The organism is Paenibacillus sp. FSL H3-0310, assembly GCF_038002785.1.
Lineage (GTDB): Bacteria > Bacillota > Bacilli > Paenibacillales > Paenibacillaceae > Paenibacillus_AQ > Paenibacillus_AQ odorifer.
In genome coordinates this window covers 23,609-47,006 of the sequence record NZ_JBBODC010000002.1, presented here as the reverse complement: position 1 = coordinate 47,006, position 23,398 = coordinate 23,609, and the positions used below count along the sequence as shown (strand labels likewise).

The following is a 23,398-nucleotide window of genomic DNA, read 5'->3' as shown; positions in this document are numbered from 1 at the left end:
TTTTAATCATCAAGCGGCAGAGACAGCACGAAGGTGCAGCCTTTGTCTGAGTGCTCCTCAAGCACGAGGCTTCCGTTCATAGATTCGGCCAACAGACGGCTGAAGGTTAGGCCGAGTCCTAGACCACGCAGTGTGCTCTGCTTATCGCTGCCCCGGAAGAAGGCTTCGAAGACATGCTCACTATGATTGGATGAGATGCCAAGCCCATTATCTTGGACACGGATTTCGGCAAAGCCATGACCTTGCTGCTCCAGCAGGTCTATCGTAAGCTGCACCTTTCGATCCGGAGCTTTGGCTTGTACGCTGTTATTAAGTAGATTGACGATAATCTGCTGGATACGAAGGGAGTCCCCACGCAAAAATAAGGGATTGATCGGCATATGGAGCACGGGTTCAGCAACATCTTCCGCCTGTGTCAGTTTCCATTGATATACGATTTCTGATAGTAGTGGTACGGCATCGAGTCGGTCGTGACGAACGGAAACCATTCCTGCAGTCAGGGCATTGTAATCCAGAAGGTCGGCTACCATTCGCTGCAACCGCCCAGCCTCCAGCAGGGCAATATCCAGAAATTCCACAGCTTCATCACCTTCAACGACCCCTTCGCGGACGGCATGTACCAGGCCTTTAATAGAAGTTACGGGTGTTTTCAACTCATGGGAGACTCCGGCCAGCATTACGGCTCGAGACTGCTCAAATTGCTGTAACTTGCCTGCCATCTCTTCAAAAGACATCATCAGCTCATGAATTTCCCGCTCTTTAGCATCCTTATCTAGAACGATATCATAACGGCCATGGCTGATTTGAGCCGCTGCCTCGACTACCTTCTGAATGGGTTTTGCCAGTTTACGAGATAAGAGGTAAATGGTTAGCCAACTTAAGATGATTAGAAACAGCAGCAGTATGGAGAAAAATATGATCTCCTCCTGTGGAATATGCCGCAGTGATTTTTTAGATTGCAGGACAATAACCTGTCCCAGTGTTTTGTCATCCGAATTTATGGGAGCCACAGCAGCTTTGAACTCCGGACTGCGGGAGTCGTTCAGGCTATCATTTAGCTTATATCTCATTTCCTTGTCAGTTAGAGGTGGCAGGGAGAATAGCATTTGACCTTGTTGATCAGTAATGATCACGCACATCTCTATGGTTAACTTGAAAAACCGCTTCCGGTCTTCGATCAGTTTTTCGAGATTATGGCTGATTTCAATGGAGCCTTCCATATTTAAGCTGCGATCTGCAATCTCCTGTGCCAAAAGCCCCGCAGTCTGCAGACGATTGCTCATAGCCTCCTGACGGATCCACCATAATGTAGCTAAAGCTGTGAGGAGCAGGCCTACACTAATAATGAGTAGATAACGTATCGTCCAGTAAGAAAGGATAGAGGTACGTTTGGCGTTGTTTCTCTTTAAGTTGTCCATAATTGATATCCCGTCCCCCTTAGGGTACGGATTTCCCCCTCACTAGTAGGCCAGTGCGACAACGCTTGGCGTAGTCTTTTGATCGACAAATCTACCGCCCGGTCGCTTCCTTCATAATCCATTTCCCATACAAATTCTATTAATTGCTCACGCGTACAAATCTGATTAGGTCTTTCAGCGAGAAATAACAGCACTGACATATCCCGAGGACTAAGACTCAGCTCAGCCCCATTCAAAAAGACAGCACGTGCTGTGAAGTCGATAAACAAACTGCCATAATGCCGTTTACGGCTGCCATCAGACCACTGCGAGGGACGGCGTAAGACAGCGTTCACGCGTGCTACCACCTCCTCGGGAATAAAAGGTTTAGACATATAATCATCCGCACCACCGTCGAGGCCGGCTAGCCGGTCATTGATCCCATCTCTTGCCGTCAGCATGATCACAGGGCAGCTGCTTTTTTCACGGATGAGCTTAAGCAGTTCAAAGCCGTCCATGTTTGGCAGCATGATGTCTAGTAATACTAATGAAGGAGGAGATATAGCAAAAGACTCCAGCGCAGCGCGTCCATCGGCTACACGGGTGACTTGAAAGCCTGCTTTTTTCAGATAAGCACTGAGGACCCTAGAGATGGCTTCTTCATCTTCTACAACAAGAATGGATTTCGTCAAATTGGAGTACCTCCAGTCCATAAAATTTACGACAAGTTTAACACATCATAGCCCGTTCTGCTCTGACTTCTTCCCGACATATTGCTTTGTTAGAATGAGGGACGAGCTTGAAAGCATACAGAAATTATGAATATTGGAGGGAACAGGATGAAGAGAAAAAGAATAGCCTTGATCGCTGCAGGAGTTATTATCGTAGGAGTAGTCACAGGTTATACATTACTGGATAAATCGCTGGGCAATAATGTAGAGATCGAGTCCGTGATTCCAAATCAAGCAACAACAGCAGATGCTGGAGAGACAACAAATAACACTGGAGCATCAGCAGGGGTGGCGGTCACAGCCGAACAATTAAACGGGGATTGGACCCTTGGGGAAACCTCTAAAGTCTATTGGTCAGTGACGACCTCTAAAGAAACAGTAAACTTCGTAGACAACAAAGTTCAGGGTACCTGGAAGGTAAATATAGAGGATTCTACTTCGATGGCCGGGGAAGGGACAGTGGATATGAGCGCTCTGGATTCTGGCAATAGCCAACGGGACGAGCATGTAAAAGGAGAGGATTTTCTATCCGTTACGGAATTTCCACAATCCACGTTTGTAGTGAAGTCATTTTCGGAGCTGCCGGCAGAATGGACTGAAGGAGCAACTGTGCCTGTTGAAATGCAGGGGACGCTTACCGTAAAAGGAGTAGAAAAGGACGTCACCTTTCAGTCGCAAGCGGCGTATAGCGGGGGACAGTTGATGCTGTCGGGAACGACAACAGTGGCCTTTTCTGACTTTGGTCTAAGCAATCCCCACACCGTTGTGCTGGATACAGAAAATAATCTTGAGGTTCGCTTGGAGCTTGTGCTGACAAAATAGTAGCTCTTTCGTAAGGATAACGCTGCTGTGAAATTTATAGAGAGACTGTACTGAAGAGATTTTCCCAGGCCGTGTTGGCTTTTGGGAGAGTCTCTTTGGTTTGGAATGAATTGTATGTTTTAATAGTAGTATCTGTCGAATAACTAGCAATAGTGGAGGTGTTCTTTGTGATCAAGGTGGCGGCAGCAATTATACATAATGAAGAAGGGCAGATTCTTATTGCCCGGCGGCGGCAAGGTAAATCGCAGGCAGGTCTGTGGGAATTTCCTGGTGGCAAAATAGAGCAGGATGAGAGCATCGCAGAGTGTCTGCAAAGAGAGCTTCAGGAAGAGATGGGGATCACAATCCTTCCCTATGAGAGCTTTGGCATGAACGAGCATAACTATGGAGAGATAAAGATCCAATTGATTGCTTGGAAAGCGCGGTATCAGGGAGGTGTAATTGATCTGGTGGATCACGACGAACATAGGTGGGTGCTTCCGGCTGAACTGGATCAGTTCATGTTTGCTCCGGCAGATCTTCCTTTTGTAGAACGTCTAGTGATGGAATCAAAGCCGGATTGAAGGGAGATATAATATAATATAGAAGAAAGGAAGAGCTTAAATGCCTGTATATGAAAAGCTAGTGCGTGACGGCATCCCCGATTTGATAGCTTCTCAAGGTAAAGATTTTAACACAAGGATATTAGAGTCCAAAGAATACATAACTGAACTACGCAAAAAATTGCAAGAAGAGTCGAAGGAATATTTACAGGCAGCAAGTGATGAAGAAGCTCTGGAGGAGCTTGCCGATATGCTGGAAGTAATTCAGGCTCTGGCGGAGACACATGGGAGCAATAGCGTGGAGCTGGAGAAGCAACGTGCAGAGAAAGCTAAACGTCGCGGTGGATTTAAGAAGGGGATATATCTGATTGAAGTGGAAGGAGAATAACGGGGAGATTATTTTTCCGCACAAGGAGGGTAAAACGTTGTTCAAAACCAAACTGACGATGATCTTAAGCAGTGTGGTGGCCTTGATTCCTGTAGCTATTTATTTATTCCTTTATTCCAAAATGCCGGATACCGTCCCGATTCATTATGATGGGAACATGGCTGATCGATTTGTAAGTAAAGCTAGTCTGGAGGTTATTTTGCAAAGCGGGCTGGGTTGTTTGGGATTCATAATTATGAAGCTTTTACAGTTCCTTTTGCAAAAAGCGTTTATTCAAAACTTTAACGAGCACTCAGCGGCCTTGAGCAAGATCTGGAATATTGCTATTTTGGTGGTGACGGTGGTGTTTGCTGGCATCAGTTCCTATACATTCATTAGAATGGTCTGATAGAATTAAAGAGACTTAGCAGAAGGAGTAGGAGGAACATGCAAATGAAAATGGACAACGCTTACAAGGTGAGATGGGGAATTATTAGCACAGGCTGGATTGCTCATCAATTTGTTACTGATTTGGCGCATGCCAGTAATGGTGTGGCTTATGCCGTTGGGTCAAGATCTCAGGAAAGTGCCGATGAATTTGCTAAAAATCATGGGATTCCGCATGCCTATGCAACCTATGAGGAATTGCTGAATGACCCGAATGTAGACGCGGTATATATTGGAACGCCGCATCCTTTTCACAAAGAAAATGCTTTAATGGCGCTGCGTGCAGGCAAAGCTGTCCTGTGTGAGAAACCTTTTACCGTAAACAGCGGGGAATTGGAAGAAGTTGTGGCCTATGCTAGAGCGCATAAGCTATTCCTGATGGAGGCAATGTGGAGTCGCTACATCCCGGCGATTGTGAAGGTTAGAGAATGGATTGCTGAGGGCAAGATCGGTGATGTTCGATTGGTGAAGGCAGATCTAGGGTTTCGTACCGACTGGAATCCGGAAGGCAGATTGCTGAATCCGAAGCTGGGCGGGGGAGCGCTGCTGGATGTGGGGATTTATCCGGTTTCTTTTGCCTCCATGGTGTTTGGACCTCATCCTGAGTCTATTTCCAGCACAGTGCACATAGGTGAGACTGGAGTGGACGAGCATTTCTCGATGCTGTTGTCATATGGTAACGGGAAAACCGCTTCGTTGAACGGTGGTATTCGTCTTAACATGTTGGAGGAAGCGCATGTGTTTGGCACAGAAGGCCGTATTATTGTAGAGGGTACATTAGTGAACCCGAAATCGGCTTCGCTTTATATAGGAGATGAGAAGGTAGAGAGCTTTGTGGACGACCGTGCTTCTATTGGATATTGTTTTGAAGCGGAGGAAGTAGGACGTTGTCTTCAGGCAGGGCTTACAGAGAGTCCGGTGATGACATTGGATGAATCGTTAGCGATTCTGAAACTGCTGGATCAAGTGCGTGCACAGTGGGGACTTAAATACCCTGGAGAGTAATTAAAATATAAATTAAACACCCCTCGGTGCAGTGCTACACAAGTAGCTCCGAGGGGTGTTGTTATATTAACTAAGCTGCGCTAGTTCTGATTATTGGCGTTTTTGCCTGCCTGGACCCAGCCGGCCACTTCAACGGTACGCTTCGCTTGATGAAAAACAGCGTCACGGATCCGATCCTGATCTTCGATCATTTTACCGTCTCCATCTACACTGACACTTGTTCCGTAAGGGTTGCCTCCCGCACCAAATGTGACTGGATCGGTATAACCGGGTGCTGCAACAATGGCTCCCCAGTGATACATCGACGTATAGAGTGCCAAAATCGTAGCTTCTTGTCCACCATGCGGGTTCTGTGCTGAGCTCATGGCGCTGACGACTTTGTTTACTGTTAGTCCTTTGCCCCAAATGCCACCGGTTGTATCAATGAACTGCTTCATCTGGGAAGCAATGTTACCGTAACGGGTTGGGGAACTGAAAATAATCGCATCCGCTTCGACTATATCGTCGGGTGTGGCGACTGGGATATCTTTTGTTTTTTCAGCTAGGGCTTTCATGGCTGGATTTGCTTGAATTTTGTCCTCGGGGACCAGTTCCTGCACCTTCAGCAGTTTTACCTCAGCTCCTGCTTTTTCTGCGCTTTCCGCGGCCCATTGTGCTAGCTGGTAGTTAGTTCCTGTGGCACTGTAGTAGATGACAGCTAATTTGATTTTTGACATGCTGTAGTCATTCCCTTCGAGTGTAGTTCCATACTATTAATTACCCTAATGGTGTCTTTATAACCCAGAATGAAATCAATCTATTCGAACTGGACAGACAGATGTCCACTTTGCCTGTGTATACTAAGTTCAATCACAGGAAATGAGGGAGAATGGATGAATACTTATTTTGTAGAGAAAGCAAAAATGACCTTGGCGGGGGTTAGCATACGCACAACTAATGAAGCAGAAATGGGACCTGATGGAGGTTTGTCGCAGCTGTGGGAAACTTATTTTCAGAGTAATATTGCGGGGCAGATAGCTACGGTAAATCCTGAGTACATCTATGCTTTGTATACGGATTATGAGAGTGATGCGAGCGGAGCGTATACCGTTGTGATCGGGCATGAAGTAGCTGAGGAGAGACATTTAGAGGGAAGTCAGCTAGAGGAAGGTGAGCTAGAGGAAAACGAACCAGAGGAAAGCGAACTAGAGGAAAGCAAGCTAGAGGAAAACGAGCTAGAGGAAAGCGAACTAGTGGAAAACCAGTTCACCTATGCGGCTGTACCGGAGAGCAAATACATGGTTTTTAAGACGAAAAAAGGTCCGGTATTTGAAGTAGTCGCGCAAGCGTGGGGGGAGATTTGGGCGTACTTTAAGGAGTCTGGGGAGGTAAGAACTTACACGGGGGATTTTGAAATTTATGATTCACGGAATTTTGACCCTGCTGACACACAGGTTGAGATTTATATTGCGATTGAATAGATAGGGAAAGGATGGTTTTGTGTGCTTAGTGGGTTAAGTGCTTAAGCGGGAGATTTTAGGGAAAAGTGTTATAGGAAGTGTTTAAAGGGAAGTATTTTATAGGGAAAAAGGGATTTAAGGGAGTTGCTTCTGATAGTAGTATCAAGCAGCTTGCGAGAGAAAGGGGGGCTGCCGAGAGGTAGTCCCTATTTTTGCTGACGGCCAGGTACTGGGGAGAAGGGTTACTTGACGGTGGAAGAGAATATGACAACTTAAAATTCTCGGGATGTGTTGTTAATCTTTGCTGAGGCTTGCATTTAGGCAGACGGGGGGAGACATAAGAAAAGCCCTAGAGTATATATACTTAACTAATGTGTCTGCGGAAAAATATACGGTAAAAATCCCGTAGATTTGCTGGATTGGGCTCAAGTGGCGGGGATGTACGGTAAAAATCCCGTAGATTTGCTGGATTGGGCAGAAGTGGCGGGGATGTACGGTAAAAATCCCGTAGATTTGCTGGATTGGGCAGAAGTGGCGAGAATGAACGGTAAAAATCCCGTAGATTTGCTAGATTGGGCTCAAGTGGCGCGAATGAACGGTAAAAATCCCGTAGATTTGCTAGATTGGGCTCAAGTGGCGCGAATGAACGGTAAAAATACTCTACATCAGCTGCATAACGTCGAATTAGTCAGAAATAGGAGCAAAAGTGCTCTACATTAGCCGCCCCGAGCCAAAGTAGCAATAAAGAGAGACAAAAATGCCCTACATTAGCGGCAAACGCCGCTTGGACCTAGTCAAAGTTAGTTTGATGGAGGAGCTATTGGAGTGGGTATTGTTAATGGAGTTAATGCACTTTTGGAACTGATCCAGTTGGTGAAACTAACGGAGTTGATAGAGCTAATGTAACTATAGAAGTTAATGTAGTCGGCAAAGCTAGTTAGTTAAGCAAATGTGGTTGATGGAACTGAGATGATTGGTGAAGCTGTTGTAGTTCATGTAGTTCATGTAGTTCATGTAGTTCATGTAGTTCATGGAACTCATTGAGTCGGCGGATCCGATAGAGTTGAGTAGAGATGACCAATTAGCCAACACACAAATATACAGAAATGGAGAATGCCAAATGGGAAAACAATTTACCGCTATACTACCTGTACATGAAGAGTTTATTCTTCGGCAGCATCTTTTTTTCGTAGGGTCGGCGCCGCTTTCAGAAGATGGGCATGTTAACCTTTCGCCGAAGGGACATGATTGTTTTCGGATATTGTCTCCTAATCAGGTGGCTTATCTAGACATGACTGGCAGCGGTAATGAGACGAGCGCGCATCTGCTGGAAAATGGAAGAGTGACGGTTATGTTTTGTGCGTTTGAGGGGCCGCCTAATATTTTAAGACTGTATGGAACAGGGGCTGTGTTTTTGCCTGAATCAGCAGAATGGGAAACACTGTCCCCATTGTTTACATCTCTGCCTGGAGCTAGACAGATCATTTTGATAGATGTTCATAAAGTACAGACTTCCTGCGGATTTTCGGTCCCATTCATGAGTTATGAGGGTGAGCGGGATACGTTGCAGCGTTGGTCTATCCAAAAGGGTGAGGCAGGGCTGAGAGAATATAGACAAGAGAAAAACACAAAGAGTATAGACGGGCTACCCACACCTCTTGGACAAAAAAACTGACCAGACAGGAGTTCCCATTCTCATGGTCAGCAGAAGGAGCGTACTATCCGTAGGGATTGTTTACCCAAGTCGTTCAAAGTTGTCTGCTTCGTATATGTACACCCAAGTCGCTATAGTTGCTTGACTACTCATTATAAATGTTCACTAGGTGGATACAGTGTATGCTATAAACCATTACATTCGATCTCATTAGGCAAAGTAATAAGCTAATTGAACGCAACAAGTAATCCCGTAATCGAAAAAATGAAGGACATAAGGGTGACGATTCATTTGGCATCCCATTGGAGGGTTTTTTAGAGTGTCTTTCCCTATTTAATAGTCTATTAAACTTATTGCTTTTACTGTTATTTCTATCATCGCATGCTCGTTTATTTAAACTTATAATGAAGGCGATGGGATGGGCTGCTTTCCATCAATCATCGTTTACATTCTCATGTAGAAGTTATTTTACGTAGATTAATAAACGGACAAAGGAGATACAGCATGCTGCCATCACTCGCATTTCTTAAACGTCAATTAGAGGGGATTTTACGCAATAAATTTGCACAGGGGCATCTAACCTCGGGTTATTTAGCCAAGCTGGAACAGCTTCCCGCAAGCTACGATGCCTATCTGGAATTCGCTCATAGCTTGGCTGACATTCCAATGAGGGACAATTGGCCTTACTATGAACCAAACGATTTAGAAGAGATATGGCAGGAATGCGATCCGGCTCGACCTTTAGGCCAAGTCGGAATCTTGAATCTTAAGGATAGCTCCAAACGTGTAGAGGCGGGATTCCTCGCTTCAGTCTGTGGTTCAATGCTAGGCAAACCGATTGAGGTAAACCCCAGCTTGTCGGAATTGCGTAAAGCTTTAACTTCTGTAGGGGAATGGCCACTGAATGATTACATTTCTGATGAAGTTCTCCATGCTTTGGATCGTCGACATTGGTCTTGGTTTGAGACGACGCGGGGGCGAATTCGTTATGTGGCACCTGATGATGATATCAATTACACATTAATGGGAATGATGGCGTTAGAACAATTTGGCGATGGTTTTACGAAAAGAAATTTAAGAGATTTATGGATAAATCATCTTCCGATAAGTACTACTTGGGGGCCGGAGAGGACCATCTTGCTTCGATCGGGGATTAGCTATTTGGAGCATGATAGAGAACTATTCAATCATTCTGAAATAGAGGCTTGGCCCGACTTCATGGTGCAAGATACAGAACTATGCGGAGCAGCGATTCGCGCAGATGCTTACGGTTATGCCTGCCCCGGTCAACCCGCTCTTGCCGCTGAGCTAGCTTGGCGTGATGCAAGTTTTACACATCGCCGGACGGGGATCTACGCCACGATGTTCATCGCCGCTGCGATTGCAGTTGCGCAAGTGCTGCGCGATCCTATTAAAATAATAAGTACTGCACTGCAATTCGTACCTGGAAGGAGCCGATTCTATGAGATTACTCAGGATTGCCTGCAGAGGGTAGCGAATGCAGATAACTGGCTGGAAGCTTATCAGAGCATTAACCATAAGTATGCAAATTATAGTCACTGTCAGGTTTATCAGGAAATAGGTACCTTAATTAATACATTTCGATTTGCAGACAATGTCGGTGACGGGATATGCAAGCAGGTGATGCAAGGCAACGATACGGATAGTTTTGGAGCAACAGCAGGCTCTCTGCTCGGGGTTTATTTCGGTTCTGACAGCCTGGAAACAAGATGGCTTGAGCCTTTCCAAGACCGGATTCATATGGGATTATCTAATTTTCATGAGCAAAAGCTATCCCGTTTGGCTGAGCGGATGGGGCGTTTGCCAGAGCTGTTGCATACTCACCAACATCGAATTGAACCCAGCGAGCTCTATGTAAACGAGAACACCGATTTAAACCTTTGAATTTGATTTCATCAAAAAAATGGTTAAGATATCTGTTACTACGGTTCACAATTTTATTCCCTTGGAGTGTTTGTGGAACCTATATAGAAGTGCTTTAGAAATTAAAAGTGCCAATTGAGTAGCTGAGTAAAAGTCACCGTGCTTAATGCAATACGACATTATCCCGTAACAGGTTACTTTTTGATTTTTTTCATCTATCCATAGACTGCTAGTACATGGAAAAAAAGACACCAACCCCCGGTTAGTGTCTTTTTGTCTAGCAACAGGTACTGCTAACAATGGCAAATTTGCTTGAAGATGTTACATCAAACGTAGATCACATAAGGGATGATGCGTAACCAATGGTGTGAAAGCGTCTAGAGCAGATTACTTGAAAGTTCAATGGTTTGTTAAAAACATCCACAATAGGTAAATTAACGAGACTTAGACTACAGGATAATTACGAATGATTAACGAGCTATGTGATCTTCATGGCATTACGTACCTATTAACCATCGAAGCGCTGTCCAACGCTAGTTGCTATAAGTGGTGGAGCTTACAGGATCGTCGAGCCGACACAAAGACAAGGTTATCCCGTATGCCGTATCCCGTATCCTGTATCCCAAATCCCTACCGCCCAAAGCTCATGCTACCCACGGATTCCACTATAAACACAGGCACATATTGCTCGCCCATGTCTGTTCCAACGAGCTCATATCCATTCTGATATTGGCCACTAACTAACGCGTTACCTGTAACGGAACCCACTTCTCCTTGGAGCAAAATATAAATCCCATCCGAGTAAGCCAGACTATTGCCGAAGTTATCTACGATGATCTCACAATGAAAAGAGACCTTTTCAAAAGGATGAGTGGTCAGATCCGCAGCTGAGATTACAGCATACTCCTGAACAATCTCCGCGAATTGATAGCTGCCGTCTACTTTACGGTAAAGTGCCGTTTGCCCGTCAACACCGTCTCCAAGATCCGCATTAGGCACGAGAATAGAGTCATCGGACTGCAGTTCATAACTATCACCAGCTAAAGAAAATAACTGCGAAATACCATTCGATTTCATCTCATATGCTGTGAAAAGGGTGCGTCCACCTTCAACCTCAGATTGGGCTAAAACTACAGGTACACCTGAAGAGGTTGCCAACTGTTCATTAAAAGTAAGACTGCGCAGACTCTCGAAGCGTGGCAAGCTGTTTCCGGATAATGTGACCACATTGTCGTCGTTATTCATCGCGGCATAATAGAGCACGCCACTATTATCCGTCCCGGCAACGATCACTTTTGTGCCCAATAGTCCTTTGCGGGAGATGGCGTTGTTGTATTTGTCTTGCTCTTCACCGCCAGGAAGGAGGCGAACAGGCTCTGCGATATTCCAAGCCAGCCTAGTAGCGGCAATGTTTGTCGAAGTATCTTCTAGCGGGGCAAGATCTCCGTATAATTGTATCGCTTCAGCATATTGACCTTTAGTAGTCAGACGGTTGGCATTTTTTAGTAGCTTAGCCTTACTAGTATCGATCAAAGTCAGCACCTTGGATGAAGTGATGCCTGCCGATCCTGCAAAATTACGATAAGCTACAGCATGCCCAGCAAAAGCTGTGATATTGTCACCTTCAAGATCTTTGTTCAGGATGATCTTCCCGCTGCTTTCTGCTTGTTGAAGTACCCAAGGAGCTTCGTAATTATGCTGGCTATAAGCACTCATCAGGGACAGGGTGCTTTCCAGCATGCCGGTAAAGTTTCCTGCTCCTGCTAAGGATTTTAATATAGCTGTGTCATGGCTTTTAAACTTTGAGGCTAGTAAATCCTCTTTGGAAGCTGCACTTCCATAATAAGCATCAGGAATCTGCAAAAGATTCCATTTGAAGTTCTCTTCATTACTCACCCCTCCGCTCTGGTTCTGGGCAAGATCGGCAAGGAACTGCTCCTTAAACTGACGGAAATAAGAGGTGAACTGGTCTGAAATGCCTGAGGCCGACGATAACTGGCGATAATAGGATTCATAGGGACCGCCTGGCTTCATATATGTAGCTTTTAAACTGAGCAGAGCTTGATAGCTTTTCATAAATCCGGCAAAATCCTTAGTCTCTGCTTCCTCCTTAGTAGAGGCTACCAAATCATTCAGAACTTTGCGGATGTCTGTGATTGGAGCTAATTCATCCAGACGTTTTGCGACTCTTTCTTCCTGGTAATCAATGGAATAGTTGGCCGCTGCTTGACGGTACTGATCCTCTGCATTAATCAGATCCCCGGCAGCGTAGAGACGGTCGGCTTCTTTGGTGATTTGTATTTTATCTGCGATGAGAAAAACCTTCTGTCCAAGCAGCACAAGCATGCATATACACAAAATGATCATAAAGTTTCGCAGGGTTATTAATTGTTTGAACGTCATATAGAGTAGCCTCTTTTTTCAAAATATAAGAAAGCCTAAGAAAGTATAAGTTTTACGGTATACATCATCCTTATATTTCTTTGAGAAACGGTTGGTTGTCATCAATAAGGATGTTTGCTTTATATTGGTTCATCTTAGCTTTCAGGTCTATTGGACCTCCGGGTCCCAGCGATATTTGGCTTCACGAATGTCAGCTACCCTGAGGTCTAAGCCGTTCCAAGGTTCATGGGGATTCGCAGCAATGAGTTTGGACAACCGCATAAAACGGTCCTTGGGCAGATCTTGCACGTATCGGCCAATCATATTGGAGTAGAGCAGGGCATAACGCTTCATTCTTACCGCCGCTCCTGCAACGCTCGTAAGGATGGTTAAGCCGTTAGCCATCTGGCGAATCTCCACTTCATAGTTCTTCACGTAGCGTAGTGTACGATCCTTAATGAGATCGGGACGGACTTTAGCGATCTCGCCGATATATTCGGCTAGCAGTGGTTCGAAGTCTTTTAGAAGAAGCTGCTCCAGTTCTAGATCCATATCCTTGCGGAGTAAAAATCCATGCAGCAAAGCCACTCGCTGCCGCGCGATCCGGTCGCCGCGAAGCAGGATGGAGAGCTCGCGCAGCTTCTCATAGGCAAGAACATCATCCTTACGGAGTACGGAGACAGCTTCCTGACGGTTGACCTCCAGCCCTTCCTTGATGATGCCGATCCCACGACCAAGCAGCTCATTGAGAGAACGAAGATTCTCGTTCTGCCTTACTTTTCGCTGCGTATAGTACAATAGTCCAGCAAGCACAAGACCACCGGCACCACACAATATCATTTGTTGGATGCTATTTCCAAAATAGACAGAGGCTAGTGTGAGCAGTAAGATGAATAGTAGGCGGGTATGCATCTTCCGTCTGGCTAGTGATGCTGCGTGCTGCTCTACAGCAATAAGTGAGGCTCTGCCACATTTGCTACAGCGGTCTTCGCCAAGAGCGGTATACCGCCCGCATTGGCGACAGATGCGCAGCTTGTCATAAGCGTAACGCGGGGCCTTGAAAGGCCGGAAGGTAACGGGTCTTTTCTTATTCACGGCCTTTATCGCCTCCGTTCAAAGCGGCTAGCAGTCGATCGTTAATATCATCACGTGTCAGTGGTTTGCGCTGATGTGCGGCATAAATGGAAATCTGAATTACGGCAATTAGGAACGTAATCCCAAGAATGACGTATGAAATCATGGAACAATCCTTTCTCATGGACGCTCTGCAGTCCAGATGGCTTTTAGAATGATAATCTTCTATGCATCAATGCACTGGGTCCGGCGGTCCTAAAGTTGAAGTTTACAAGGTTTAATTATATCATAATGGCATGCTATTTACAGATTTTAGCGATAGTGCTGAACCTGTCATATGTGCCTAATATAACACAAGAGGAGCCCTATTTATGCTTCGTAAATATCAAAGTATTAGAACAACCAAGACTCTCTTTCTACGTATCTTTCCGGCATTGCTCCTGGCTCTTTGTCTAGCTGCCTCGCCTTTTGCAGCTGTTAAGGCCTATGCGGCAACGTCGGCGCAATCTCACATTGACGCTGTGCTTCTTATTGATGTCAGCAACTCCATGAAGACTAGTGACAAGAACAAAATCGCCAACGAAGCGATGAAAATGTTCATAGATATGTTATCCACCCAAGGTGATAAAGTAGGTATTGTTGCCTATACCGACAAGGTGCAACGGGAAAAGGCCCTGCTGCAAATTAGCTCGGAGAGCGATAAGCAGGATTTGAAGGATTTTATTGATGGTTTGGACCGAGGAGCTTACACCGATATCGCTATTGGCGTAGAGGAAGCTGTAAAGGTTCTGCAGAATGGAAGTGACCCTTCCCATGAGCCTATCATTGTAATGCTCGCTGACGGCAATAACGATTTCAACAAAGCGACAGGCCGGACGCAAAGTGAATCAGATAAAGAGCTGAAGGCGGCCGTAGAGGTTGCCAAAAAAAATGGCTATCCCATCTATACCATTGGACTTAATGCAGATGGCAAGCTGAATAAACAAAGCCTCGCCGACCTGTCCAACGAGACGGGTGGTAAAGCATTTTCGACGGACTCAGCAGACGATCTGCCGCAAATCCTGAGTGAGATTTTTGCCAGCCATTTGAAGCTGAAGGTAGTGCCTGTGCAGTCGATTACTGCAAATGGCGATTATCAGGACGTGACCGTCAACGTGCCTAACGGCAGTGTTTTGGAAGCCAATATCTCAATTATGTCTTCACAGCCTGTGACAGCGAAATTAACGGACCCGTCAGGTAAAGAAGTTGCGATCCCCTCAAACAATGTCCTGCTGTCCAAGTCTTCTACTTATAGCTTGATTAAGCTACTGTCACCGCAGGAAGGAGATTGGAAACTTCAGGTTAAAGGTGTGCCAAAGGATAAGATTGATATTAATCTAGTCTTTAACTATGACCTGGAGCTTAAGATCGATGCGCTGCCATCAGCAACCTATAAAAAGGGTGATAAAATCGACATCACCTCGCATCTGTTCAGCAACGGTACTCAGGTAACACTCAGTAATTTGTATCAAGATATGAAGGCGGTACTGCTTGCTACAGATATTGATACAGGTGATGTGCAAGAAATCGAACTGGATAACTCCGGAGCTGTCTTCAAGGGTACCTTTGAGGTAAAAGAAAGCCATAACTACGAGTTGAAGGTACGGGCAGAGGAAAGCAGCTTTTATCGGGAAAGTGCACCTGTCCAGATCAGCGCGAAGACAGGCGGAGCAGCAACAACAGCACCTTCTACAGGGACTGGTAACGAAGAACCCCTGAAGGAAGCCTCATCCAAAACCCTGTATTACATTATAGGGGGCATTCTTTTAGTGCTGGCAGCGGGTGCAGCATGGTATGTGCTGAATAAGAAATCGGCACGTGGTTTTGTTGGACAGCTGGTAGTAGAGGTTAAAGACAGCAATACGGGTGAGAAGACCTACCCACAATATAAGAAGCTTGCAGGCTTCAAGGGCAAGTTCACCCTTCATCAGCTGCTGCAATTGGCGCCTGAACTGAAGGAGAGCGAAACTGTTATTTTCACACCGGCTAAGAATGACCGATTGCTGTTACGCAGCGGAGAAGGTGTTACTGTGGAGAGATCCGGACGTGCTGCGGATGCTTCGCGTGGTCTTGAACTGAAGAGTGGGGACCGCGTTTCAGTATCTCTACAGACGGTAGATAAGACGATTTATCTGGAATATTTAGTATAGTAGGCAATGGCAATGTATGCCGCAGAAACAGTTTTGCTGCAAGATATCTGAAGTACAGCTTCCGCAAAACTTTTAGGAGGATAAGCATATGAAACCAGTAGTAAGAGAGCATATACAGCAGTTGGATGTATCACTAGGCGGCGGGATTGTCAGCGATAAAATCAGGGTGGATACGATTGATAATCCGATCCTGATCATTGGACTAGGCGGCACGGGCATTGATGCCCTGTTGCGTCTTAAATATCAGATTAACCGCCGCTTTAAGCTGCCGGAGGATCCGATATCCAAGAAGAAACGGGACAAGCCGGATAATGTGGAATTTCTAGCTTTTGAGACGAATGAACAGGATCGTGGAAAAAAATACAAAGGCATTGGGCTGGACCCGCAAAATGAATTTGTACTGTTGGCGAATGCCGAAATCGGCGGATTGTTGCAGAACCGCAGTATCCTCGATTCCTATATTACGGATTGGCTGTCACCTGAGCTGAGTATTACAGATGGTATGAATGGTGCTGCTGGTGTGCGGCAGGCTGGACGTCTGCTTTTGTTCACCAAGATTAATCAGGTTGTAGGCGCGATTGATAAGAAGATCAAGACGTTATCCGTAGGCACTAACAAAAAGCTGATGGTCTTTCTGCTGACAGGTCTGTCGGGCGGTACAGGCAGTGGGGCTTTCTTGGATATTGCCTATATCGTGCGGGGTATTATTGAACGTGACTACGGATCAGCCGGTATTGACCGTGTGAACACGCTGGGGTACCTCTTTACACCTGACGTGAATTTATCTAATAAAAGTCTAAGCGAGCACACGCGTGAATATATTCGCAAGAACGGTTATGCAGCGCTAAAAGAGCTGGATTACTGGATGAATGTGGACAGTCGTGGTGAGCGGTTCCAGCAGCAATACGGTAATATTTTGACGGTAAATTCACCGCTGCCTCCATTTAATCTATGTCATTTGATCTCTGCAACGAATACCGAGGGTAAGCTGCTGGAGAATGCGTACGATTACTGTATGAACGTAACGGCGGAGAACATCACGAACTTTATGGCGAGTGAAGAAAAACAGTCTGGTGAAGAATTCGCCATCCATGACTATATCAGTAATATCCGCACCAACATTGCGCAGATGAACAAGACCTACCCAGCTAACTATGAATACAACATTATCGGTGCCTCGTCCGCTGTGCTTCCGATTGAGGAAATGACGACTTACCTGGCTTTCCGCTTGTTTGATAAAATGGAAAAAATGTTCCAGCAGGCGCCAGGTCAAGAGGATGTAGAGAAATTCGCACGTAAGCTTGGAATTGATCTCGACAGTATGATCAAGACGTTTGAATCCCGTGTGCCTGAGCCGTTGCCAGGCTACGAGAACAGCGAACGCTTGAGCCATGCCAATGTTGTTAAGAATCAAGTGGTAAGCATGGATACAGAGCTGGAGCAGAACTTTCTGGCTCGTGCCCGTGAAGAATATATCAAATCGAAAAAGCAGCTGCCTGGCGAAATTGTGGGACGTTTCAGTGAAGAGCTGGAGCGCATCTTCCTGCACCCAGAGCAAGGACCGTTCTACGTTTCCCGCCTGCTGTATACCGAGAAGGGCTTCTGTATTTTGAAGCTGATTCAGTCTTATATTGAGGCTTTACGTGAAAGCTTGTTGCGTTTGCCACGTGATATTGAGACGGCGCAGGACAGTGCGGATGAGAAGCTGAGCGATGCCCGCAGTGCTTTTGTCTCCAAAGAGAAGAAGAAAAATGCCTATATTGAGGCTAAAATCAATGAGTATTGGCTGCACGCCGATGTAGAACGCACTGAGCAAATGATTCAATTTTACGAGGACTTATATGAGCTCTTAAATGATGAGAACAGCCGGATTTACGGTGTGTTTACAGAGATTCTTAGTGCGCTTAGCTCGATTTTTGCCAAGAACGGGGACATCCTTATCAATGGCGAAGAGCAGGCAGACTATAAAGGAAACAAAACTTATTATTGGAACATTGTGAACGTGCCGGATATTTCGGCGACCATCTCCAAGATTATGGATCAGAAGGACGGCGACGACCTGATTCGTGACTTCACCCGTGAAATGCTGAAGCATTCCGGACGTTGGGTCAAAGAGCAGGAGATTGATATCGTTCGCTCAATTTCGGAATTCCTTAGCGATAAGTTTGGGGATCTGATTACCCGTTCGATGGAGGATTTCCTTGTGATGAAATTCGGCCATGAAGAGCCGCTGGATAAATTCGTTGAGCGGATTATTGCCGGTAAATTGGACGAAGAGGCTGTGCCTACCTTCCACCTTAGCAATAGCTCAGGCAGCTTACATTTCCCATCATGGGGTTTCGTTTCCGTGCCTGTTAAAGCGCCGGGTATCCTAAAAGGGATTCGTAATTATCAGAATAATGCGCTTGGCAAATCGCAATTTACGATCAAGGAAAGCCAAGTGAAAAACCGTATTTTCTGGCTTAATACACGTAACGGTGTGCCACTTTTCGTATACACGCCGCTGCGGGTGTTTGAAGAAAACTATGAGCGGACCATTCTCGACAAGGAAGGGATCGGCCGCCATCTCGTGATGACGGATAAGAACAACTGGACGTACCTGCCTTCTCCGATTCCAGAAAAATCATGGGGCGACACTTACGTCAATTCTCGTGTACGTGATTATAACGCTAGAGTGCGTGCAGACTTTGCAAAAGCGCTGGCAAGTGGAGTCATTATTGAAAAAGGTGTAGATGAGAACACAAGTAACAGATATTCTGTTGTGTTCACCAAACCTTTTGATCTGGACGCCATTTTGAACGGTTTCGATATGCAGCTGCAATCCACACGCCCAAATCTCGGTGAAGTGAAGAAGGCGGTTGATGAGCTGAAGAGCCTGCGTGAGAAGGGCTTGGAGCGGGAAGGCCTTAAAGATATCTTTGGCAGCATCAACAAGGACATGGCGCAGGAGAATCTCATTCGTTCACCGCAGCTGATTTCACGTGTTCGTGTGGAGCTGGCTAAATATGCTGAACTGACTGCCAAAGCCGCTGAGCTTGAAGGTGTGCTTCATCAATATCTGGACGAAGATAAGTGGATGGATCAGTTCATTGAAGCTTTGTATACAGACAGCATTATCAAAAAAGGTGCACTCTATGTTTATGACCGTGATGAAGAAGAGGACGCTTGGGAGCCGTTTGCTAATTTGATGAAAGAGCGCAGCTACGTAGAGTATGCCGTGTATCGTCACTTCCGGGAGCTGGATGAGAAGAGCCGCAGCGTACTGCTGCGTAAGGCAGCACGTCGTGCAGGTGAAATGACTGCCGCTGAAGACGTTACCCCGCTGCTCTATAAGCTGGAAGGACTGTATGTATCATTCCTGGAAGCACGCGATAGCTTGGAGTACGAACGGGTAGAGTATGAGAGCGGCGATGAGATGTACGGATTCTACAAGAGCATGACTAGCAAGCTCGGCAGTATCCGCAGAAAGTTGAAATAGGCCTATGATCAAAACACAGGCATTATCTTATGGTGAACAATATGCGGTACAGGAAGAGGCACAGCGCAGCAAAGGGGATGGACGCAGCAGCATCCATTACCCTGCCCTGTTTCTGTTCGTAGGCGACAAGGTTGCTCCGGCCATCGGTCCGGTGCTGGATAGCTGCGAACGAAAATGGGATAACGCCGGCGGTGTTATGGCGTTACATGCTGTGTCAGGTGCGGCAAAAGAGGGAATAGACGGAAGTATAAGTGGATCTGTTGCGGGAGGAAAAGACCGGGTGCTGGCCATGGCCTTGCCGGAAACGGCAGGGTCAGATCCACGCACTGTGCGTCATGAACTTTACCGCAAGTTTCATGAGGATACACGTTATCTTGCTGAAATGAATAAAGTTATCCGGCGGCTGAGCAACAGTATAGCGGATTATGGACGTCTATATTCATCTTTTGACGTCATCCATCTCTCTATCATTACGCGGGTTGATGATCCGCTTAATGTATTGCTGCCGGAAATTACACTGCTGGCTCGTGCTGTACTCGGCCAGTCCTTTAAGTCCGTACAGACAGATCTCTACGCTCTGATCAATGAGCGGGAGCAAGGGGATAATTTTGGATATTCCAGCTCAGTAGGGCTGGCTTTTCTGCGTGAATTGGACAGAATGCAAGCTACGGACTATAAGTTTAATGCGCCGTTACTTGTGACGGAAGACGGTCTGTCGATTCCAGTTGCCCATGGTCCTTCCGCATTATTTGACCTTGTGTATCTGCTCTCCGATAAGAATGAGCGCGGTATGATGTCTGCACACGGTATGGATGACAACTACGAGATTATTTCTCATATTAGTCTGCTCAAAAATCGGGTCCGCCCGGCTTCTGATCAGGCTACTGGTCATGGCGGATATAACAATATGACCTTCAAAAGTGGCATCAGGGGCAGCACTGGAAGACAAGGCTACGCCTCTGCTGGCTTTTCCGGGGTAAGAAGACCTAATGTTCAAATTGCTTTGGCGGTGCTGTATCATGCGTTCCGGCGGCTTGTCTCCGATATGCGTGAGGGCAGTTCGTGGACTATACGTGAACGGCAGGCGTTGTTAGGGCTGGACCCTGACAGCTTGCGGGAACACGCGGTACACCTACTTCCGGAGAAAGACGGCCTGAATGAAATGACGGGGTTAATGAGTCACGGACGCCCTACCTATAATGAACTGAAGCAGCTGTCACTTCGTGAAGCTGAACGGCAGTTGTTCGGTGACGGGGGCGAAGCTTATTTCCGCAATAACTTTGTGGCAGAGTCAAACCGGAGAGTAGAGGGAATGAATCCATTACGCCAATGGCGCACTATGCTGGCGGCACAGGAAACATCTACGCCAGCGGTAAGCTTTTATCAGCTTGCGGAGTGGACGGCAGATCGTGATGAAGCCGGAAGTGTGCTCCATCTTTTACGTCAGCATATGGCAGGCCTGCGTTCCGCGATTCTCTCCATGCAGGAGGAGCTTGAGGACCTTTACGCAGAAAGCGTGGAGCGCCAGCCGTTCCAGCGTGTGCCGCTTTTTGATAAAAGAACAGTACGTAACTTCATTCATTATTTATTCTCAGCCGTATATGGCAAAAAATATGAACTATTGGGCCTAGAAAGTGAGCTTGCCCTATGCAGTCGTTTGGAATCTGCACTTGAGCAGCTTCATATGGAAAGTATGGCCCGTGTGAAAGCTATGGAGACTTTGGAGGAAGAATTGCGTATTACTGTTATGGACAGCATTGGGCGAACAAACGAAACAACGGGCCAGAACGTAATGGAATACTACCGCGTAGTCACAGAAGAAGTGATGAAGGATATCGAAACCCGGCGTGGACCTGGAATATTCTTCAGTGAGAAGTACATGGGCAGTATCTCCAAGCTCTTAGAACAAGGGAAAGAAGCTGTGATTGAGCGTTTGATTGATATTTGCCGCCGGGAGCTGCTGACAGCAGAACCTTTCAATTTATCTTTTGAGGAAGAGCTTCTGCGGCGTGCAAATGTTGCGGCAGCCTATGAGAATCGTCAGGTTCTATCGAGGGAAGAGCTGTTCAAGCGCTTGTATCATAATTTAGAAGAGGGCGCGGCCATTAATGTTCGGTTATTCGAATACACGCAAGAGCATCGTCATGAGGAGAAATATTTCTTCGGAGACAGTTCATCAGAGTTTCTACGCTACGCCTTTGGAGTGGATGAGACAACCCGGATTTACCGGTTAGGATTCGTGCATGAGCAGCGGAGGAGCGGAGTGGAGAAGCTAAACCTGATGGGCGGCTTTCATTTAGAAGACCTGCTCTATTATCGCAACGGTAAGGTCTATTATGAGACTTATGCTCAGAATGGCTATCAGCTCCATGGGCTGAGTGAAGATCAGCTTCCTGAGATGCGCTGATGGCGTAATAGATAGGTCCCCTCACTTTGAGTCCCTTTATTGCCTTGGTGCAATAGAGTCATCGGATATAACGCTTAATTAGATTTCTGGGATAGGGACATTTCTCCTTATTTCCACTGCACACTATGCAATAGAATAGAAATAGATGTTTCTCCTATTCCATTCTATTGCACAAAGTGCAATCTGGGGGATGATAACACATCCGGGTAGCCCGTTTATCAGGCAGCATAACCCCCGGAATGTTTAAAGGATAAGAGTACAATTCAGATTTTACCCGGAAAGGAAGTATAACGATGCAGAGAAAAATCAATCTGCTGCTGCTCTTCTTCAGTCTGATCGGCGGCGGGGTCGCCTTTCTTTTTGGCGAATGGCTGCTAAGCTGGTATAACGATCTGCCTTCCATCCTGCTTGTGGGTATTTATTTTGCCATTGTGGCGCTGGGAGTCGGTGTAGGCTGCCTGCTTGCAGAGATGATCTCGCCACGACTGAACGGAGCTTCATGGAAGCAGCGCTATCTGGGGTTATCGTGGAAGCTGCTGCCTCTGATGATTGTTCTTGCACTTGGTGTTGGAGCCTTAACGGAGTTTGTTTATGAGCTGAATTTTGACGGAGCCAGACCAGTTAAGAATGTAGTAATGGCTATCGATGACTCAGGCAGTATGACACAGAGTGATCCCGATAATAGCCGGTATTCCGCAGCAAAAGCGTTAATTACAAAAATGGACACTGACAATAAGGTAGCCGTGGTGACCTTTAACAACGAAGCTGTAGTTGTCCAACCTTTAACGTCACTTTCAAATTCGGAGAATCGTGAGAAGGTGCTGACTGCAATCGATAATCTGCAGCCAACCGAAGGCGGTACGAATATTAGCGGTGCGGTCTCGGAGGCACTCAAGGAGATTGACAGTGACGGCAAAAAAGACCAAGGAGCCATGGTCATCTTGTTGTCTGACGGAGTGAGTAATTTCGATACCACAAGAGAGTTGCAGGCTTATGTAGAGCGCGGCATTGCCGTGAATACCATTGGTCTGGGCTTGAATGATCCAGCAGGCACTCAGCTGTTGCAGGATATTGCGAGAGTGACAGGCGGACACTATTATGATGTCAAGGATTCAGCCCTACTGGGCGATGTGTTCCAGCAGATCTATGACCGTCTGGGAGATCGGACGCTGCTAACTGAGCGCAGTGATTCAACGGCAGACAGTCCTTATTATGCTGCGGTTCGTATTTTGTCACTGATGTTGATGGGAGCTGCGCTTGGATTAGGTCTGGGAATTATGTTTGATAACCGTCATTTGGCTAAAAGCTTTGGGATTGGCGGCGTAATATCAGGCTTGTTCGCAGGACTGATTCTGGAATTTGGACTTAGCGGTGACTCCTTTACAGATAGTCTTATTCGTCTTCTGGCTGTTCTTATATTAGCTGCTATTATTGCATTATTTACAGGCGTCATTCCGGTAGGAGAAGGACGTATTTATCGAAATAGAAGAAACAATAACGCAGCGCCTACACCAGCATCGGATAACTTTCCGGGTCGGCGCAGAAGCCGGAACAGCAAAGGATTCTAGTGTAGCGGAAAG

General features: G+C 46.3%; 19 protein-coding genes. 13 read left to right on the top strand and 6 right to left on the bottom strand.

Annotated elements, in window-relative coordinates; all coding sequences use genetic code 11:
* Positions 1–2: 2 nt before the first annotated feature.
* Together MHH63_RS19760 and MHH63_RS19755 are read right to left on the bottom strand one after the other, a co-directional pair.
* Positions 3–1,418: a HAMP domain-containing sensor histidine kinase gene (locus MHH63_RS19760; RefSeq protein WP_076219583.1), complete on the bottom strand. Its 1,416-nt coding sequence runs from the start codon at positions 1,416–1,418 to the stop codon at positions 3–5.
* Positions 1,406–2,110 (bottom strand): response regulator transcription factor, encoded by a 705-nt coding sequence (locus MHH63_RS19755; protein ID WP_036680796.1) that lies wholly within the window; start codon positions 2,108–2,110, stop codon positions 1,406–1,408. Before MHH63_RS19755 ends, MHH63_RS19760 begins: the two co-directional genes overlap by 13 nt.
* A gap of 126 nt (positions 2,111–2,236) precedes the next feature.
* On the opposite strand from MHH63_RS19755, the gene MHH63_RS19750 reads away from it, so the two are divergent.
* The 5 genes from MHH63_RS19750 to MHH63_RS19730 all read left to right on the top strand — a co-directional run bounded on the left by MHH63_RS19750 (position 2,237) and on the right by MHH63_RS19730 (position 5,311).
* Positions 2,237–2,950, top strand: a complete 714-nt coding sequence (locus tag MHH63_RS19750) for a YceI family protein (protein WP_076194409.1) — start codon at positions 2,237–2,239, stop codon at positions 2,948–2,950.
* Positions 2,951–3,117: 167 nt separating this feature from the next.
* Positions 3,118–3,513, top strand: coding sequence for an 8-oxo-dGTP diphosphatase MutT (gene mutT, locus MHH63_RS19745; protein ID WP_076185009.1), 396 nt, complete (start codon positions 3,118–3,120; stop codon positions 3,511–3,513).
* Positions 3,514–3,553: 40 nt separating this feature from the next.
* Complete coding sequence (locus MHH63_RS19740) at positions 3,554–3,880, top strand: nucleoside triphosphate pyrophosphohydrolase (RefSeq protein WP_076129598.1); 327 nt, start codon at positions 3,554–3,556, stop codon at positions 3,878–3,880.
* Positions 3,881–3,917: 37 nt separating this feature from the next.
* Positions 3,918–4,268, top strand: coding sequence for a DUF1648 domain-containing protein (locus tag MHH63_RS19735; RefSeq protein WP_139331134.1), 351 nt, complete (start codon positions 3,918–3,920; stop codon positions 4,266–4,268).
* 44 nt (positions 4,269–4,312) lie between these two features.
* Complete coding sequence (locus MHH63_RS19730) at positions 4,313–5,311, top strand: Gfo/Idh/MocA family protein (protein WP_445321772.1); 999 nt, start codon at positions 4,313–4,315, stop codon at positions 5,309–5,311.
* An 80-nt stretch (positions 5,312–5,391) separates the two neighbouring features.
* On the opposite strand, the gene wrbA is transcribed toward MHH63_RS19730, so the two are convergent.
* On the bottom strand, positions 5,392–6,027 hold the full coding sequence (wrbA, locus tag MHH63_RS19725) for an NAD(P)H:quinone oxidoreductase type IV (RefSeq protein WP_076138996.1): 636 nt from the start codon (positions 6,025–6,027) through the stop codon (positions 5,392–5,394).
* 156 nt (positions 6,028–6,183) lie between these two features.
* Between wrbA and MHH63_RS19720 the strand changes: the two genes are divergently transcribed.
* From MHH63_RS19720 to MHH63_RS19705, 4 genes are all read left to right on the top strand, one after another.
* Positions 6,184–6,771: a GyrI-like domain-containing protein gene (locus MHH63_RS19720; protein WP_341172019.1), complete on the top strand. Its 588-nt coding sequence runs from the start codon at positions 6,184–6,186 to the stop codon at positions 6,769–6,771.
* Between the two features lie 390 nt (positions 6,772–7,161).
* The gene (locus tag MHH63_RS19715) at positions 7,162–7,470 is read left to right on the top strand and encodes a hypothetical protein (RefSeq protein ID WP_341172018.1); all 309 of its coding nucleotides are present in this window, start codon (positions 7,162–7,164) and stop codon (positions 7,468–7,470) included.
* A 400-nt stretch (positions 7,471–7,870) separates the two neighbouring features.
* The gene (locus MHH63_RS19710) at positions 7,871–8,425 is read left to right on the top strand and encodes a pyridoxamine 5'-phosphate oxidase family protein (protein WP_076185012.1); all 555 of its coding nucleotides are present in this window, start codon (positions 7,871–7,873) and stop codon (positions 8,423–8,425) included.
* Positions 8,426–8,908: 483 nt separating this feature from the next.
* Positions 8,909–10,309: an ADP-ribosylglycohydrolase family protein gene (locus MHH63_RS19705; protein WP_341172017.1), complete on the top strand. Its 1,401-nt coding sequence runs from the start codon at positions 8,909–8,911 to the stop codon at positions 10,307–10,309.
* Positions 10,310–10,918: 609 nt separating this feature from the next.
* Here the strand turns inward: MHH63_RS19705 and MHH63_RS19700 are convergent.
* From MHH63_RS19700 to MHH63_RS19690, 3 genes are all read right to left on the bottom strand, one after another.
* A complete protein-coding gene (locus tag MHH63_RS19700) occupies positions 10,919–12,691 on the bottom strand; it encodes a hypothetical protein (RefSeq protein WP_076279869.1) in 1,773 nt (590 codons plus the stop codon).
* Between the two features lie 147 nt (positions 12,692–12,838).
* On the bottom strand, positions 12,839–13,765 hold the full coding sequence (locus tag MHH63_RS19695) for a hypothetical protein (protein WP_076129591.1): 927 nt from the start codon (positions 13,763–13,765) through the stop codon (positions 12,839–12,841).
* The gene (locus MHH63_RS19690) at positions 13,758–13,910 is read right to left on the bottom strand and encodes a hypothetical protein (protein WP_155986556.1); all 153 of its coding nucleotides are present in this window, start codon (positions 13,908–13,910) and stop codon (positions 13,758–13,760) included. Before MHH63_RS19690 ends, MHH63_RS19695 begins: the two co-directional genes overlap by 8 nt.
* 205 nt (positions 13,911–14,115) lie before the next feature.
* Here MHH63_RS19690 and MHH63_RS19685 point away from each other — a divergent pair, with 205 nt between their 5' ends.
* From MHH63_RS19685 to MHH63_RS19670, 4 genes are all read left to right on the top strand, one after another.
* The gene (locus MHH63_RS19685; protein ID WP_076185016.1) at positions 14,116–15,933 is read left to right on the top strand and encodes a vWA domain-containing protein; all 1,818 of its coding nucleotides are present in this window, start codon (positions 14,116–14,118) and stop codon (positions 15,931–15,933) included.
* Positions 15,934–16,021: 88 nt separating this feature from the next.
* Positions 16,022–19,411 (top strand): tubulin-like doman-containing protein, encoded by a 3,390-nt coding sequence (locus MHH63_RS19680; protein ID WP_076129589.1) that lies wholly within the window; start codon positions 16,022–16,024, stop codon positions 19,409–19,411.
* Positions 19,412–19,415: 4 nt separating this feature from the next.
* Positions 19,416–21,818: a transcription initiation factor TFIID gene (locus MHH63_RS19675; protein WP_081383413.1), complete on the top strand. Its 2,403-nt coding sequence runs from the start codon at positions 19,416–19,418 to the stop codon at positions 21,816–21,818.
* 293 nt (positions 21,819–22,111) lie between these two features.
* Positions 22,112–23,386, top strand: coding sequence for a vWA domain-containing protein (locus MHH63_RS19670; RefSeq protein WP_341172016.1), 1,275 nt, complete (start codon positions 22,112–22,114; stop codon positions 23,384–23,386).
* Positions 23,387–23,398 lie beyond the last annotated feature (12 nt).

Coding starts and splice junctions, on each gene's coding strand:
- MHH63_RS19760 (WP_076219583.1), bottom strand. CDS start 1,418: ATGGACAACTTAAAGAGAAACAACGCCAAACGTACCTCTATCCTTTCT.
- MHH63_RS19755 (WP_036680796.1), bottom strand. CDS start 2,110: ATGGACTGGAGGTACTCCAATTTGACGAAATCCATTCTTGTTGTAGAA.
- MHH63_RS19750 (WP_076194409.1), top strand. CDS start 2,237: ATGAAGAGAAAAAGAATAGCCTTGATCGCTGCAGGAGTTATTATCGTA.
- MHH63_RS19740 (WP_076129598.1), top strand. CDS start 3,554: ATGCCTGTATATGAAAAGCTAGTGCGTGACGGCATCCCCGATTTGATA.
- MHH63_RS19730 (WP_445321772.1), top strand. CDS start 4,313: ATGAAAATGGACAACGCTTACAAGGTGAGATGGGGAATTATTAGCACA.
- wrbA (WP_076138996.1), bottom strand. CDS start 6,027: ATGTCAAAAATCAAATTAGCTGTCATCTACTACAGTGCCACAGGAACT.
- MHH63_RS19720 (WP_341172019.1), top strand. CDS start 6,184: ATGAATACTTATTTTGTAGAGAAAGCAAAAATGACCTTGGCGGGGGTT.
- MHH63_RS19710 (WP_076185012.1), top strand. CDS start 7,871: ATGGGAAAACAATTTACCGCTATACTACCTGTACATGAAGAGTTTATT.
- MHH63_RS19705 (WP_341172017.1), top strand. CDS start 8,909: ATGCTGCCATCACTCGCATTTCTTAAACGTCAATTAGAGGGGATTTTA.
- MHH63_RS19700 (WP_076279869.1), bottom strand. CDS start 12,691: ATGACGTTCAAACAATTAATAACCCTGCGAAACTTTATGATCATTTTG.
- MHH63_RS19690 (WP_155986556.1), bottom strand. CDS start 13,910: ATGATTTCATACGTCATTCTTGGGATTACGTTCCTAATTGCCGTAATT.
- MHH63_RS19685 (WP_076185016.1), top strand. CDS start 14,116: ATGCTTCGTAAATATCAAAGTATTAGAACAACCAAGACTCTCTTTCTA.
- MHH63_RS19680 (WP_076129589.1), top strand. CDS start 16,022: ATGAAACCAGTAGTAAGAGAGCATATACAGCAGTTGGATGTATCACTA.
- MHH63_RS19675 (WP_081383413.1), top strand. CDS start 19,416: ATGATCAAAACACAGGCATTATCTTATGGTGAACAATATGCGGTACAG.
- MHH63_RS19670 (WP_341172016.1), top strand. CDS start 22,112: ATGCAGAGAAAAATCAATCTGCTGCTGCTCTTCTTCAGTCTGATCGGC.